This is a genomic window from Streptococcus sp. k-378 (genome assembly GCF_013277505.1).
Taxonomy (GTDB): domain Bacteria; phylum Bacillota; class Bacilli; order Lactobacillales; family Streptococcaceae; genus Streptococcus; species Streptococcus pseudopneumoniae.
Genome location: NZ_VMNC01000035.1, coordinates 22,434 through 34,478, shown reverse-complemented (window position 1 = coordinate 34,478; position 12,045 = coordinate 22,434). Strand labels below are relative to the sequence as shown.

General features: G+C 37.9%; 23 protein-coding genes and 1 pseudogene. 4 read left to right on the top strand and 20 right to left on the bottom strand.

From position 1 onward, the window contains the following. The 12 genes from HT719_RS04350 to HT719_RS04295 all read right to left on the bottom strand — a co-directional run bounded on the left by HT719_RS04350 (position 1) and on the right by HT719_RS04295 (position 4,540). Positions 1-318, bottom strand: a complete 318-nt coding sequence (locus HT719_RS04350; RefSeq protein WP_172928372.1) for a hypothetical protein — start codon at positions 316-318, stop codon at positions 1-3. Then, entirely contained in the window at positions 290-622 is a 333-nt protein-coding gene (locus HT719_RS04345; RefSeq protein WP_166731639.1) for a hypothetical protein, read from the bottom strand. The genes HT719_RS04350 and HT719_RS04345 overlap by 29 nt, the downstream gene beginning before the upstream one ends. Next, positions 612-803, bottom strand: a complete 192-nt coding sequence (locus tag HT719_RS04340; RefSeq protein ID WP_001105094.1) for a hypothetical protein — start codon at positions 801-803, stop codon at positions 612-614. Before HT719_RS04340 ends, HT719_RS04345 begins: the two co-directional genes overlap by 11 nt. Continuing rightward, positions 790-957: a hypothetical protein gene (locus tag HT719_RS04335; RefSeq protein WP_000233205.1), complete on the bottom strand. Its 168-nt coding sequence runs from the start codon at positions 955-957 to the stop codon at positions 790-792. The genes HT719_RS04340 and HT719_RS04335 overlap by 14 nt, the downstream gene beginning before the upstream one ends. A gap of 15 nt (positions 958-972) precedes the next feature. Beyond that, positions 973-1,368 carry a single-stranded DNA-binding protein gene (gene ssb, locus HT719_RS04330; protein ID WP_000609556.1) on the bottom strand — a complete coding sequence of 132 codons (396 nt, stop codon included), beginning with the start codon at positions 1,366-1,368 and terminating at the stop codon, positions 973-975. Positions 1,369-1,682: 314 nt separating this feature from the next. After that, positions 1,683-1,877: a hypothetical protein gene (locus HT719_RS04325; RefSeq protein WP_138700461.1), complete on the bottom strand. Its 195-nt coding sequence runs from the start codon at positions 1,875-1,877 to the stop codon at positions 1,683-1,685. A gap of 14 nt (positions 1,878-1,891) precedes the next feature. Beyond that, positions 1,892-2,662 carry an ATP-binding protein gene (locus HT719_RS04320; protein ID WP_000228207.1) on the bottom strand — a complete coding sequence of 257 codons (771 nt, stop codon included), beginning with the start codon at positions 2,660-2,662 and terminating at the stop codon, positions 1,892-1,894. Beyond that, positions 2,656-2,814: a hypothetical protein gene (locus HT719_RS04315; RefSeq protein ID WP_172928370.1), complete on the bottom strand. Its 159-nt coding sequence runs from the start codon at positions 2,812-2,814 to the stop codon at positions 2,656-2,658. The genes HT719_RS04320 and HT719_RS04315 overlap by 7 nt, the downstream gene beginning before the upstream one ends. Beyond that, entirely contained in the window at positions 2,802-3,614 is an 813-nt protein-coding gene (locus HT719_RS04310) for a phage replisome organizer N-terminal domain-containing protein (protein ID WP_001289775.1), read from the bottom strand. Before HT719_RS04310 ends, HT719_RS04315 begins: the two co-directional genes overlap by 13 nt. Next, the gene (locus HT719_RS04305) at positions 3,607-3,903 is read right to left on the bottom strand and encodes a hypothetical protein (protein ID WP_000391808.1); all 297 of its coding nucleotides are present in this window, start codon (positions 3,901-3,903) and stop codon (positions 3,607-3,609) included. The genes HT719_RS04310 and HT719_RS04305 overlap by 8 nt, the downstream gene beginning before the upstream one ends. A 15-nt stretch (positions 3,904-3,918) precedes the next feature. After that, positions 3,919-4,239, bottom strand: a complete 321-nt coding sequence (locus tag HT719_RS04300; protein WP_138700464.1) for a hypothetical protein — start codon at positions 4,237-4,239, stop codon at positions 3,919-3,921. Positions 4,240-4,249: 10 nt separating this feature from the next. Next, positions 4,250-4,540, bottom strand: a complete 291-nt coding sequence (locus HT719_RS04295) for a hypothetical protein (RefSeq protein WP_023937079.1) — start codon at positions 4,538-4,540, stop codon at positions 4,250-4,252. A 306-nt stretch (positions 4,541-4,846) separates the two neighbouring features. On the opposite strand from HT719_RS04295, the gene HT719_RS04290 reads away from it, so the two are divergent. Further along, positions 4,847-5,377, top strand: a complete 531-nt coding sequence (locus tag HT719_RS04290) for a hypothetical protein (protein WP_001135683.1) — start codon at positions 4,847-4,849, stop codon at positions 5,375-5,377. Positions 5,378-5,402: 25 nt separating this feature from the next. Here HT719_RS04290 and HT719_RS04285 read toward each other — a convergent pair whose 3' ends face one another. From HT719_RS04285 to HT719_RS11885, 5 genes are all read right to left on the bottom strand, one after another. Continuing rightward, the gene (locus tag HT719_RS04285) at positions 5,403-5,543 is read right to left on the bottom strand and encodes a hypothetical protein (protein ID WP_000993373.1); all 141 of its coding nucleotides are present in this window, start codon (positions 5,541-5,543) and stop codon (positions 5,403-5,405) included. 11 nt (positions 5,544-5,554) lie between these two features. Beyond that, entirely contained in the window at positions 5,555-5,752 is a 198-nt protein-coding gene (locus HT719_RS04280; protein ID WP_001057655.1) for a hypothetical protein, read from the bottom strand. Between the two features lie 11 nt (positions 5,753-5,763). Further along, a complete protein-coding gene (locus HT719_RS04275; RefSeq protein ID WP_000274131.1) occupies positions 5,764-5,949 on the bottom strand; it encodes a helix-turn-helix transcriptional regulator in 186 nt (61 codons plus the stop codon). Between the two features lie 108 nt (positions 5,950-6,057). Then, on the bottom strand, positions 6,058-6,267 hold the full coding sequence (locus HT719_RS04270) for a helix-turn-helix transcriptional regulator (protein WP_345790025.1): 210 nt from the start codon (positions 6,265-6,267) through the stop codon (positions 6,058-6,060). Between the two features lie 187 nt (positions 6,268-6,454). Then, complete coding sequence (locus tag HT719_RS11885; RefSeq protein WP_263850217.1) at positions 6,455-6,580, bottom strand: hypothetical protein; 126 nt, start codon at positions 6,578-6,580, stop codon at positions 6,455-6,457. A gap of 163 nt (positions 6,581-6,743) precedes the next feature. Between HT719_RS11885 and HT719_RS04265 the strand changes: the two genes are divergently transcribed. From HT719_RS04265 to HT719_RS04255, 3 genes are all read left to right on the top strand, one after another. Then, positions 6,744-7,568, top strand: a complete 825-nt coding sequence (locus HT719_RS04265) for a S24 family peptidase (protein ID WP_172928368.1) — start codon at positions 6,744-6,746, stop codon at positions 7,566-7,568. After that, positions 7,565-8,455 (top strand): Abi family protein, encoded by an 891-nt coding sequence (locus HT719_RS04260; protein ID WP_172928366.1) that lies wholly within the window; start codon positions 7,565-7,567, stop codon positions 8,453-8,455. The genes HT719_RS04265 and HT719_RS04260 overlap by 4 nt, the downstream gene beginning before the upstream one ends. A 499-nt stretch (positions 8,456-8,954) precedes the next feature. Beyond that, complete coding sequence (locus HT719_RS04255) at positions 8,955-10,100, top strand: site-specific integrase (RefSeq protein ID WP_172928364.1); 1,146 nt, start codon at positions 8,955-8,957, stop codon at positions 10,098-10,100. Between the two features lie 61 nt (positions 10,101-10,161). On the opposite strand, the gene HT719_RS04250 is transcribed toward HT719_RS04255, so the two are convergent. The 3 genes and pseudogenes from HT719_RS04250 to HT719_RS04240 all read right to left on the bottom strand — a co-directional run bounded on the left by HT719_RS04250 (position 10,162) and on the right by HT719_RS04240 (position 12,010). After that, positions 10,162-10,629 carry a hypothetical protein gene (locus tag HT719_RS04250; protein WP_240156548.1) on the bottom strand — a complete coding sequence of 156 codons (468 nt, stop codon included), beginning with the start codon at positions 10,627-10,629 and terminating at the stop codon, positions 10,162-10,164. 346 nt (positions 10,630-10,975) lie between these two features. Beyond that, positions 10,976-11,743 (bottom strand): annotated as a pseudogene (locus tag HT719_RS04245) (Fic family protein); the annotation flags it as partial. Positions 11,744-11,785: 42 nt separating this feature from the next. Further along, a complete protein-coding gene (locus HT719_RS04240; protein WP_050262561.1) occupies positions 11,786-12,010 on the bottom strand; it encodes a hypothetical protein in 225 nt (74 codons plus the stop codon). Positions 12,011-12,045 lie beyond the last annotated feature (35 nt).

Below are 12,045 nucleotides of genomic sequence, written 5' to 3'. Positions count from 1 at the left end.
TTAGTTTCCTCCATAAATCAAATAAACTGCAATAACTACCTGAGCCATGCTTGGCGAATAGCCAATCCAATCATCAAACTCCTTAGATTTTGGCAACCAACCCTTAGTAGCTCCCAATTCATAGTCTGTAGGCTTTTCATCAGCAAAGATGCATTCCATCGCTCCCATAAACGTCATACCATCTTCTGCCATTTCCCAAAAATAGTCCGCCCGGTCTTTCACCGCTTGTGGTAAATCTTGCTTGGGAGGTTGCGGCTTCCCGTCTTCTACCGTCCAGTTGTATACTGCATTAACTTTTTTCTTTAAATCTTCCATCATCTTCCAACTCCTCATTATATTTTTCTACCAATTCATGCAACCACGACCAACGTTCGGTTTCTTCAACGATTTGGTCAACTTCCCTTTCTTGCAACCAAGCTGAGAAATTAACCACATTATCAATGTAGATTGTGTCGTAATCGCCCCAATCCCAAACAGTTAAATAAATTTCTGTTTCAGTTCCATTTTCATCTTCAACCGTTATTGAACCATTTTCAACCCACGCTGTACCAAAACACAATTCGCAAGTGCCAGTCTGTTCTTCTTGAAAATCTGAATGGTATTCTGTCACTTTATATTTCATCTTCCAACTCCTCCACTTTTTTCCTCAATTCTTTATTCTTTTTCTTCAACAAATCGCGCTCCAGCGCTCTAATCCGTCTCTTGCGTGCATCGCACGGTTTCGAATACTCGATTATCTTCTCTTCATTTTGCTCAATTGTACGTTTCAGTCCTTCGATTACTACCTGTTTATCGTAATTCATCGTCTAAAAATCTTTCAATAGCTTCTCTATAGGAGACTTCCGCCATACCGTCTAAGTCGTTCAGGGCTTCAATATAGTCTGGACGCCCTTGCCCATACTGCTTTTTCAAAAACTCAACAAAGAGATGAATTTCCTGATAGGTTACTCCAACCATATTTCTTACCTCCCACTAAAACGGAAAATCATCTTCCTCAAGGGCGTATCCTGGCATCTGTTCCTCAATATTCGAACGGTTAGCAGTATCATCACGCTTTTCAAGTCGCTCAAAACCATCTGCGACCACCTCAGTCAGATAGACCCTGCGCCCCTCCTGATTCTCGTAGTTCCTTGTCTGGATGCGACCCGTCACACCGACCAGATTACCCTTCTTGCACCATTCTGCGAATAGCTCCGCCTGCTTGCGCCACATCATACAGTTGATAAAGTCTGCCTCTCGCTCGCCGTTGGCTCCCTTGAAATTCCGATTGACCGCCAGAGTAAAGGTAGCAACCGCCACATTCGACGGTGTATGTTTTAATTCAGGGTCTTTCGTCAAGCGCCCCACTAACGTAACATTATTAATCATCTTTCTTTTCCTTTCCTGTCGCACATTCCACAACTGAGTAACCGATAAAAAAGCACAGAAAAGTTATTCCAAATTCTTTAATAAATTCAATCATTTTCTTCTCCTCCTGAAAAAAGTTGCTAAATAGTAACAATCCTTCGCACCATAGTCAAACCGTGTCGTCCGCTGACCAATGTGCTTCTGAAACCTTGGCTGAGTGATAGCCGAGAAAGCCCACTGATGGTCTTCCATCTGCTCAATGAGATCATCGACATTGTCAAACATCCCAAGGTAAAACTTGCAGTGCCCGTTGTAGACGAATTAAAGCTCTAACATCACTCCACCTCAACAGGGTAAAAGTTCCCAAAGGAACCCCTCAATGCCTTTCCTACCTGTAGGGCTGCCCCCCGAGAAACAAACTGCATGGCTTTCTTCTCCTCAGAATATGAAATGTCCAAGCCGGTCACTCCGATAACCACGGATTTCAGAAAGGGCTTATCCTCTCTTGTTCCATGTCTTAAAATAAACATCAGCCACCTCCATTCTAAAAATAGTGCTTCCGCTTGTTTGTCAAGTCGTTGAAAACCATCAAATGGTCTTTATCCACACCCTTCATCAGTCTGGACATAAAGGGTCTGCCATATCTTTTCTGAATATCAGCAGAAGTCAAATTGGTGGTAATGATTGTATTTGAACGCTTATTCAGGATATTGTAGAGGATAGTAAACGACCACTCACTATCCTTTTCCATGCCCAAATCATCCAAAACCAAGAACTTAGCACTGGCAATTTTATTGACCAGAAACTCTTCCTGACTAAAATCAGCTTTAATCTTCATCAACAAGTCCGTCACATTGATAAAAATCGCAATCTCTTTCGTGTACTCAGATAGAGCCTTAACCATCGCAAAGGCCAAATGGCTCTTACCAGTTCCAGCTTCTCCTTGTAACACGATGTTGTTCCTAGCCCCCTCAGACCACTCACGACAAATCCTCTTTGCAAAAGCTAGCTTTTCTGCTTCTTTTTCAGTGGGTGTCTCAAAGTTGTCCAAAGTCGCATTTTTCAAAACCTCATCATAAAGAGAAAACTTCTCAAGATAGTATTTCCTCTCTCGCTCATTCTCAGCGTCGGCCAGTTCATTCACTCTTGCTTGATTCTCCTCATGGATCCGCTCAGATTCACACATGCGGCATACAACACTCTCAGTCCGCAATATCTTTATCAAAGGAATGTTATGCTTTTCGCAAAACTCATCTTGTTGTTCTGTATTCCTGTGATAAGATAAGGCAATCTCCTCAAACACATTGTCTACCATGACAGACGACCTCCACATTTATGCCAGCTAGCCATTTCAGACAAGCAGGCAACCACTTGATGAATTGGTTGGTCTGCTAAAAGAGTTTTCTTCTCGTAGCTTAACGGATAATAGTCAATCTCGAATTGTTCAATTAGTTCTAGTACCCCCATTCGTCCTTGGCCTCCTGTTCTTCTTTCTTATCCTTGTTCTTCTTTTCCGATTGACGAACCTGTTCAACAGTGGTAACATTGTTCATCTGCCAATTTCTTAAAATCCCACCAATATATTTGATGTTCGGCTTTCCTGAGTTAATAGCAGTCTTCAATGCTTCTTTCACCAAATCCACATCATTCTCATTTAGGAGATGGTTGATTTCTTCAATTTCAAATCCAGATAAGAGCCTACGAAATTCAGATTGAAAAAGTTCTAAGATATTTTCTTGACCACCACTACTAGTAGTAGTAGTAGTTATTCTTTTCTTATTCTTATCTTTATCTAATCTATTCTTATTCTTATCTTTATCTTCTTCTAGTGCGTTACCGTCCGTTACTGTAACGTTACCTGTAACGTTACCAAGAGCAAGATTTTTCTGTTTTTTACGGTATTTGGCTACACGGTTGCGTGTCTGTTCCTTTATTTTCTCCATTCCGTCAACGTTTTGATGTTTTTCCCAATTTGGCAAGCTAATAATACCATCGATAATCTCAATCATCCCAAACTGTTCAAAAACTCCAATAGCCATTCTTACTGTATTCAATGGTCTACGAAAAATAGTAGCTAACATTTCATCTGTATAGTGAACCTTATCAGTCATCATCAACAAACCATTACTGTTATGTTTTCCAGCAAGTGTCAAAATCTTGAACCATATCACTAAGATGGCATCAGGATCAGGCAAGGCATCAATCAGGCAAATCTTTTCATCGTCAAAAATATCGGTTGTGATTTTTATCCACTTAATTTCAGACATACCTAGCACCCCACTTCCTACGGTTAGCGCGATACTTCATTCGCATATCCTCATAGATGTACCTGCCTTCCAGCTCCATTTTTTCAATCTTTAGCAGCTTATTTTTAAGCTCCACATCACGATAGTCCTTAGCTAGTTTTTTATAGTCTGTTAGGTATTCTTTGACTAGTAATAGATTTTTATAATCGTTTTCCCATGTCGTAATAAAATGTCTTGAAGTTGATTCCCTTCCTTCCAGTTCTTTAACAATCATAATCAGGTTATCCAGCGATTCAATCAATTCTTCCATTTCCTGCCCTCATCATTACAAAAGTCTGATTGCAGACTGTTTCGGCTCTGGCAAGGCTAGAGGCTCAGGGCGCAATCCTACAGGCGGTTCGTTGTCGTAGGTGAAACCCTTGAACTCTCTACGAATATTCTTACGAATTTCTTGCCATTTGTCCTCTCTACCACGTTCGTATGCATGATTACGCACTTGGATAATCATAGACGCAAATTCTTGCTCTTCTCGTCTTTCTTTTTCCTTACGCTCCTCTTGCAATTTGATGTGACGATAAGCCCCTGCAAATCCAATCAGCAAAGCTCCAACACCCATAAGCTGGTCTAAAATCGGTGGTTCAAACATTTTTATCTCCTTATGCTCTTAATTTTCGTACTTCTTTCTCTAATTCCAAAATTTCATAAACATCATTGACATCGTACATAATATCTTTTCCTTGCTTACGAAATCTTAACCCTTTACGTTCTAATTTCTTAATATAGGCATGAGTAAAGCCAAACTTCTTCATCAAAGCCTGTTGATTGATTGGCATACGATCATTCTCTAACTGCTCCTTGACCTGCTTTTCAGCAAAAGCCAGTAATTGATTGGTGAACAATTCAGCACTTTCGCCGTCCAATCGTAATTGTAACGTTATACCTTCCATTTTTTACATCCTCTCAACTATGCGGGCAAGCATTTTTGTGATATAATGATTTTGATTATTTTAGTAAGCGCCTGACTCCTGTTAGGTGCTTTTTTGCGTTCTTGTCAAACTGTATTACTTTCCAGCGCTCTGAGTTCTATCTCATGGCTGACTTGTCTAAATAGCTTCTCACACGCTATTTTAGCTTCTCTGTACGTTGTAGATTCACTGAGTAACTATTTTTAAATTCCTTATTTGCCATCTCTTCCTCTCCTTTCTATTTTTCTCTCCTTTTTGCTATAATAAAAGCAGAAAGGAAGTGATCTAATGCCACAAATCACCAATGATAATGTCCAGATTTGGACACTCTATATCACAGTAATAATTGCAGTTATCGGTTTTGTTTTTAATACCATTTCACTCTGGCAAACAAAGAAAGCTACAGAGGATATGGCAAAGCCTTATATTAATGTTTATGTAGATGTCTATGCAGTTAAAAATCAACAACGTACCTTTGTTTTTAAAAACTTTGGCCAAACTCCAGCATATATAGATAATATTCAGATAGATGGCGAATTGGATCCATTGAATTCTGTACACCGCTTCAACTCACTTATCGGAAATATGATTGCCCCAGGACAAAAATTTACATCATCAATAGACCCAGATTATAAAGGTCGAATTACACTGACAATTACTTACTCCGATAGCAAGAAACACAAATATATAGACAAGTTTGTACTTGATGCTACATTGGCATCTGCAATGTTCTACACTGTAAACGAGAGCAATAAAAGCGATTCTCCAGCTACAGCTATCAGACAATCGACCATGGCTCTATTACGCGATCTACGATAGAACCATCTCCGAGCGATTTTACAGTTCAAACATCACGTAAGAATTCAATTTTTATCTCAACAGTTTCATCGTCAAGTGTATTGGCGATGATTTTATTTTTTGCGTCAATCGCTTCGTTCAAGTCTTTACAAGTTAATTCATAAAATACATTTACATTTGCATTCATCTCTTCCCCTCCTACTCCAGCACCTTACTGCCGACTACCAACCGTTTAACGACAACGTCCATCTCCTTAAACTCGGCATTCTCTGCACAGTAGCGGACGCTCTCACTGATGATGTGACAAATAGATACGCCGTACTCGTTCGCCAGCTCCGTAGCGATCTCCCAGGCATCTCTGTCAATCCGTGTTACTTTTTGCGCTGCGTTGTTCATAGTATTTCCTCCTACAACATATCTTCTACCCTACACCCTAGCGCCTTGGCGATGACCACCGCCTGCGACAGCGTCACTGCCTTCAGGTCGTTCTCGATCCGTGACAAGGTCGTGTAGTCTATCAAGGTTCGCTTGGCAAGCTCACGCAAGCCCAGCTTTTGAGCCATTCTCAGCTCCCTCATTTTCGCTCCATACATTGACTTTTTCCTTTCTACTAATAGGTCTTTTCAAAACTGTTGGTACTTGTCAACAGTTTTGATAGAATTATTCTATCGATTTTTGAAAAAGTTTGACCTTTTTGACGTTTATTGCTTGTCTACGTTTCGTGGACAAAGAGGTGTAAATATATCGCCGATATCCTTGTTAAAGTAATCAGCGATAGTAAACATTTCATGAATATCAAATTTTCTATTATCAAGTTCCTTTTGACCGTAATTATTGGTAGAAATACCAAGAACACCTGCCAAATCTGATTGATTCAAACCCCTTTCTTTGCGTAATTGGATTAGCTTCATTTGCAAACCATAATCACCTCCTATTCATTTTAAAAAAACCATTTCCAGATGAAGTACACCCAGATAAAGCCAGTTAGCGTCCAGCAAACCACATTCCAAAATTTCTTCTTGTCTTTCATGACAAATCTTTCGAGATATGCTATACTAATAGTGAGCTTTGGGGCTTTCGCCCCGCTCACCCCACTTCTTACTTGAAGAAGTGTTTGATTAGTTCAACGCTCGCGGTAACAACCGTCGAGATAACTAGAGCCTTAGGACCGTCAAGCCATGGCTCTTTTTTTGTTGCCTTTTCAGGCTTTTTGCGTCTCCGCATATCTCTTTTCCTCCTGTATTTATTTGATTGATTACCTCAACCATGATTTAATTATACCACTTTTCGTGGACTTCGTCAACACTTTTTTTACAATTTTACAAAAAAAGTTACAAAAAGTGGACTTTTGTGATATAATCTTATGTAAGAAAAGGAGTGAAATACTATGAATAAAGAAGAACTAGCTCTCTACATCGGAAACAAAATTAAAGAATACAGGAAAATAAACAATTGGACACAAACAGACCTTGCTGAAAAAATAGGAATCGGAAAAACAACTATTGGGAATTACGAAAAAGGTTATCGTTCTCCCAAAAAAGATACTATGTTTGACATCGCTAACGTTTTTGGAGTATCTATTGACGATTTATTTCCGTCTATTCGTAAAGCAGACACCCCCACAGCGTCCCCAGATTCGCTCACACAGCAGATAAATGATAAGTTGGTACAATTAACCCCAGATAATAAAAAAATCGTGCTACGGACTTCTGAGGAGCTTCTGGAGAGACAAAAAGCAAACGGCGAGATGTACACAGAGCAAAATGAAGAAGAAACGAAGATAAACGAAGTGTCGGAAGTTCTCAGCTTGTACCAAGTTGAGGTTGTATCTGAGACGGCTGCAGCTTGTGGATTTAACTATGGATTCGGTTACGACGATACAGACAGAGAGACTATAGAGGTTGACGAGCAACCACCACGTCACGACATTGCGACTAAGGTCAGCGGAGACTCCATGCTGCCTGACTACCAAGACGGAGACATTCTCTATTTAGTAGACAAAGGACTGACCACCTACAACGGAGACCTAGCAGTTATCGCATACGGAGACCGTTCTTACTTTAAGAAGATCTATACCGAAAACGGACGCTTACGCCTCGTATCACTCAATGACAAGTACGAAGACATCATCCTAGACTTCCCACCAGCCGAAGACACGCACATCAAGATTTATGCAGTTATCGGGGTGTATAGAGGAGGTGCTACCTATTGAGTCGTCAACCAAAATGGAATAATAGAAAACTTATCAATCACCTAGCTTCTAAAGATGTTACCTTCAATAATATTTCTATAGGTCAAGCAATAACTTTCTTGGATAAGAATAACTACTACTACAAACTCGCTGCCTTTAGGAAAAACTTTAAAAAGAAAGATGGTAAATATGTGGATTTAGATTTCTCGTATTTACAGGATCTTGCATCTCTTGATATGAAAATCAGAGCTATACTTTTAAACATAGCAATCGATGTGGAACATTTTATTAAGGTTGAACTTTCTCGCCAAATAAACAATAATCCGCAAGAAGATGGATATAGCATTCTGACTGAGTTCAAAAACTCGCAATACAATAAATATTACGAGTTTACAAAGAAGAAATTCAGAGAGTCACGTTATCAAAACGCTATGTTTAATAAAAGAAAACATGATTATCCATATTGGGCATTGCTAGAACATATGGACTATGGTTGTCTCATCAAATTCGTAACATTCTACTACCAAAAACACGGATGTAAATCATTAAAAAAAGCTTCAGAATTAGGTGATGGAGCTAGACATATAAGAAATGCCTGTGCCCATAATAGCGTTTTACTACTTAATGTGTTTGAAAAGAATGATAAATTATCAAACGTTAACGCTGTTATTACTACTTTTGCAAAACAAGTCGATGTAATCAAATACAAAAACTATAAGAAAGTAAACGATTTAATTTCACTTCTAGTATTGGCTAAAGCTTATTGCTCTCCTGCAGTACTAGACTACCAAAAACAAGCTATAGATAATTTTATAGTGCGCTGCCAGAGGAATCAATCAGCTTATGCTAAAAATGTGGAATTAACAAAAATGATGGTTGTATTCAAAAGAATCGTTGACATCTTATAAATAATTTGATACTATGGATACAGTGTAAGACTGATTTAGTTCAGCGCCCTATAATAAATGCGTGCATTTACAAGGGAGTCCATATCATAGAAAAAGTCGACTAGTTCCTAGCCGGCTTTTACTGTTTTTAGAAAATATATTCTATAAAGGCAGTAACTGTTTCCAAAATGGAAATAGTTGGCAATAATAAAAATAAAATTAACAAAAAACTTGACAAAAAACAACAAAAGACTCTATAATGAAATTAATCTAAGTGAATACTCCCCCCTGGGAGCCTAGAAGAGTCTTTGTATCTATACAGAGGCTCTTTTTGATTTACGGATTCCTATCGTCTAAACAAAAATCCCCACACTCTCCATCGCCAAACTTTGAGTGTGAGGATTTAACTTTCCATCTAGCAAGCAATGGAAAGGATGATAAAAAAATACACCTATAGTTTATCATAAGTTCTGCACCTTTTCAACTATGCGGGCAAGCAATCGAAAAGAAAGGACTTTTTATGATAAAAAAATATATTACCAAAAAAGGAGAAACTAGATATCTCTTTCAAACCTATCTGGGTATAGACCCTGCTACTGGAAAAGAAAAACGCACAACACGCCGTGGTTTTAAAACCATAAAAGAGGCAAAGACTGCCGAACGTGACCTTCTCTTAGATGTTGAAGAAAATGGTTATTCAAACAATGAAGATTTCCAGAATCCTACTTTCGCCGAAGTCGCTGAGTTGTGGCTTGATAGCTATAAGAGTACTGTAAAACCGACAACCTATCAGAACGTTAAGAAAAAACTTGATGTTATGATTGACTTGTATTTTACTGATATGAGAATCCAGCAGATCAGTGTAGCTTATTGTCAAAAGGTTGCTATCAAGTTAAGTAATCGCTACATCCTCTATGCCAATTACTACTCTGTCATCAGCCGTATTTTCAAGTATGCCACTTCTATTGACATTATTAAGTCAAATCCCTTAGACAAGATTATCAAGCCTAAAAATAGGCCATTAAAGGGCAAAGAAAACTACTATACAAAACAGGAGCTAACGGAGTTTCTTAAAGTTTGCAGAGTAGATTGTCAGCCTGTAGAGTATACCTTTTATCACTTACTAGCTTTTACTGGTTTGAGATGTGGTGAGGCTCTTGGGCTCATGTGGTCAGATGTTGACTTTGAAAATAAACTGTTGGATGTTTCGCGGACAGCTGTTGTAGTTGGTAAAAAACAAACTGTTCAAGACCCTAAAACCAAAAGGAGTAAGAGGGTTATCACTTTAGATGATGAAACTCTGAATGTATTGAAACTCTGGAAACGTCAGCAAATAAAAGAATATTTTAAGTCTGGTGTGCCTTACAAATATGATTCAAATTATATCTTTACGAATAGTTTCGGAGGATGGATTTCGCCTTCAGCTGTTAAAGAGAGACTTAGAAGATTCTTTTGTGAACATAAGGATGTCAAAAAAATCACTCCTCACGGTTTCAGGCACACACACGCTTCTCTCCTCTTTGAAGCAGGTGTTACAGCCAAAATCATTTCAGACAGATTAGGTCATAACAATGTTCAAACCACCCTTGATATGTATACCCACATCAATGATAATCAACGTTTTGAAGTCGTTGAGCAGCTCATGGATTTCATCCGCTCCAGCTAAAAGTAGAGTCGTATTCAATCTCGTATTCACTTTTGGTTGACATGCTTGAAACCCACTGATTTCAAGGAACTGGGAAACCGTGAGCAATTTTACCATAATTCGCTTTATCATTATCTACAGTAATCTTAGGTTTTGATGGTACTGAGGATGAGGAACTGGAACTACTTTCCTTTAAGGAAGATGAAGAGGTAGAGCTACTTTTTTTGGATGATGAAATTTGTTTTGATGTTGAACTTGAAGTTGTTTGATTGTTTGAAATTTGTTCTTTAATATTTATAAAACTTATAACAATAATTACAAACAGTAATAGTAGAGTGACTATAATTCCTATTTTTTTATATTGGTTCTTTTTCTCTATGTTGTTCTTGTTGATGTCGACTTTTATGATAATACCTTCATAAACTTCTACATAATCCCCTATACTAGGTTCAAAGTCACAAGATTCAATAGGAATTTCCTTTAAACTTCCATCTTCATAACCTATATAAGCAGTATATTCAGTTATTTTAATTATTTTCCCTATGTTCATTAGTGTTCTCCTACTTTAATATTCCAGAAAACTTAACTTCATCAGGTGCCATTACATAACGATTCACAGCTACTTCTTCCCCACTGAGAGTGTAGTAGAATCTAGGGCTATTTACTCCGTGGGATTTGGCAATTTTATATAAAGATTTGTTTAATGCACTGATAATTGCTCTAAGTTCTTTGTTTGAATACGAAGCATTATTTTCTGTGAGAATGATTCTGATGCCAGGTGTTACAGATGTTTTTTCCATTTCAAGCATATTTGCTCCTAATTGCGTATTTACTTTATCTACACCTTCTTGAATTGCATTATAGAAAGCATCTAAGTCTACTTTTCTGTTTTCTTCACTGAACTTTTTTATGAAGTCTCCCTCTTTCTCATCATTAATAGCTCCTTCAAACCCTTTATTTTTAAGATAATTCATATAAAAAAGTTGCTCAGATCGGAAATAATCAAATAATAGCTGTCTGTTATCATGAACCTGAAAGGCTTCAAGTGCTGAATAATAAGTTGCCTTATTCGTATCGTCCACAATAAAGGGGGTAAGCCCTTCTTTTAAGCATTGTTTATACAAGAGCAATCGACCTATTCGACCATTACCATCTGCGAAAGGATGAATCCTTTCAAATTGTGCATGAAAGCTTGTTAAGTAATTCAAATCTTTTTGTTTTTTCAAATCATAGCCAATCAGTAAAGAAAGCATCTCATCTTCAGTCTGTTCAACAGAAGCTGTCGCAATTTTTCCTACCTCATTTTGCAACACTTTATAACGACCAACTGGAGCTATCGGGTTATGCTCAGAACTGGTGCCACTTTTTAGAATACGATGCAGTGTTTTAATATAGTCCTCTGTCAGTGGCTCGTTAACGGTATCTAAAATATAATCAAAACATTTAAAATGATTATTCATTTCTACCAAATCATCAATTTTGATTCCTTTTGCATCAATATTTGCGATCGTCTTTGTCTCATAAATTAAGCTAGTCTGCTCTTCTGTCAGACGACTTCCTTCAATTCGGTTAGAATTATAAGCAAAGCGTTTCTGTGTGATATCATAAATACCACCATGTACTTTTCCTTCTCTCTCTGCTAAGAGTCTCGTGATTAAATCCATAATTTCTCCTCGTAGCAATCAGATATAGTTATATCTGTTTTTTTATTGTAAACTTTCTAGCCACCTATCAAGATAATCTGATGCAGACTTTGCTCCGGCTGCTTTAGCAATTTCATCTAATTTTTTCCGATTGCTTGGTTTCAAAGTAAACTGGAATTGCTTTTTGCGTTCAAAACTTTCAAAGTTGGCTACCTCTGAAACCTGCTCAGGTTGGTGGGTTGCTTCGATAATCTGCGAAATCTCTTTTTCTTTTGGTGTGAATGCCATAACAATCTCCTTCTAATTATATTTATAATTGTATT

Bases quoted from the DNA above. Each gene is read 5' to 3' on its own strand.
- HT719_RS04350 (WP_172928372.1), bottom strand. From the start codon at position 318: ATGATGGAAGATTTAAAGAAAAAAGTTAATGCAGTATACAACTGGACG.
- HT719_RS04345 (WP_166731639.1), bottom strand. From the start codon at position 622: ATGAAATATAAAGTGACAGAATACCATTCAGATTTTCAAGAAGAACAG.
- HT719_RS04340 (WP_001105094.1), bottom strand. From the start codon at position 803: ATGAATTACGATAAACAGGTAGTAATCGAAGGACTGAAACGTACAATT.
- HT719_RS04335 (WP_000233205.1), bottom strand. From the start codon at position 957: ATGGTTGGAGTAACCTATCAGGAAATTCATCTCTTTGTTGAGTTTTTG.
- ssb (WP_000609556.1), bottom strand. From the start codon at position 1,368: ATGATTAATAATGTTACGTTAGTGGGGCGCTTGACGAAAGACCCTGAA.
- HT719_RS04325 (WP_138700461.1), bottom strand. From the start codon at position 1,877: ATGTTTATTTTAAGACATGGAACAAGAGAGGATAAGCCCTTTCTGAAA.
- HT719_RS04320 (WP_000228207.1), bottom strand. From the start codon at position 2,662: ATGGTAGACAATGTGTTTGAGGAGATTGCCTTATCTTATCACAGGAAT.
- HT719_RS04315 (WP_172928370.1), bottom strand. From the start codon at position 2,814: ATGGGGGTACTAGAACTAATTGAACAATTCGAGATTGACTATTATCCG.
- HT719_RS04310 (WP_001289775.1), bottom strand. From the start codon at position 3,614: ATGTCTGAAATTAAGTGGATAAAAATCACAACCGATATTTTTGACGAT.
- HT719_RS04305 (WP_000391808.1), bottom strand. From the start codon at position 3,903: ATGGAAGAATTGATTGAATCGCTGGATAACCTGATTATGATTGTTAAA.
- HT719_RS04300 (WP_138700464.1), bottom strand. From the start codon at position 4,239: ATGTTTGAACCACCGATTTTAGACCAGCTTATGGGTGTTGGAGCTTTG.
- HT719_RS04295 (WP_023937079.1), bottom strand. From the start codon at position 4,540: ATGGAAGGTATAACGTTACAATTACGATTGGACGGCGAAAGTGCTGAA.
- HT719_RS04290 (WP_001135683.1), top strand. From the start codon at position 4,847: ATGCCACAAATCACCAATGATAATGTCCAGATTTGGACACTCTATATC.
- HT719_RS04285 (WP_000993373.1), bottom strand. From the start codon at position 5,543: ATGAATGCAAATGTAAATGTATTTTATGAATTAACTTGTAAAGACTTG.
- HT719_RS04280 (WP_001057655.1), bottom strand. From the start codon at position 5,752: ATGAACAACGCAGCGCAAAAAGTAACACGGATTGACAGAGATGCCTGG.
- HT719_RS04275 (WP_000274131.1), bottom strand. From the start codon at position 5,949: ATGTATGGAGCGAAAATGAGGGAGCTGAGAATGGCTCAAAAGCTGGGC.
- HT719_RS04270 (WP_345790025.1), bottom strand. From the start codon at position 6,267: ATGAAGCTAATCCAATTACGCAAAGAAAGGGGTTTGAATCAATCAGAT.
- HT719_RS11885 (WP_263850217.1), bottom strand. From the start codon at position 6,580: ATGCGGAGACGCAAAAAGCCTGAAAAGGCAACAAAAAAAGAGCCATGG.
- HT719_RS04265 (WP_172928368.1), top strand. From the start codon at position 6,744: ATGAATAAAGAAGAACTAGCTCTCTACATCGGAAACAAAATTAAAGAA.
- HT719_RS04255 (WP_172928364.1), top strand. From the start codon at position 8,955: ATGATAAAAAAATATATTACCAAAAAAGGAGAAACTAGATATCTCTTT.
- HT719_RS04250 (WP_240156548.1), bottom strand. From the start codon at position 10,629: ATGAACATAGGGAAAATAATTAAAATAACTGAATATACTGCTTATATA.
- HT719_RS04240 (WP_050262561.1), bottom strand. From the start codon at position 12,010: ATGGCATTCACACCAAAAGAAAAAGAGATTTCGCAGATTATCGAAGCA.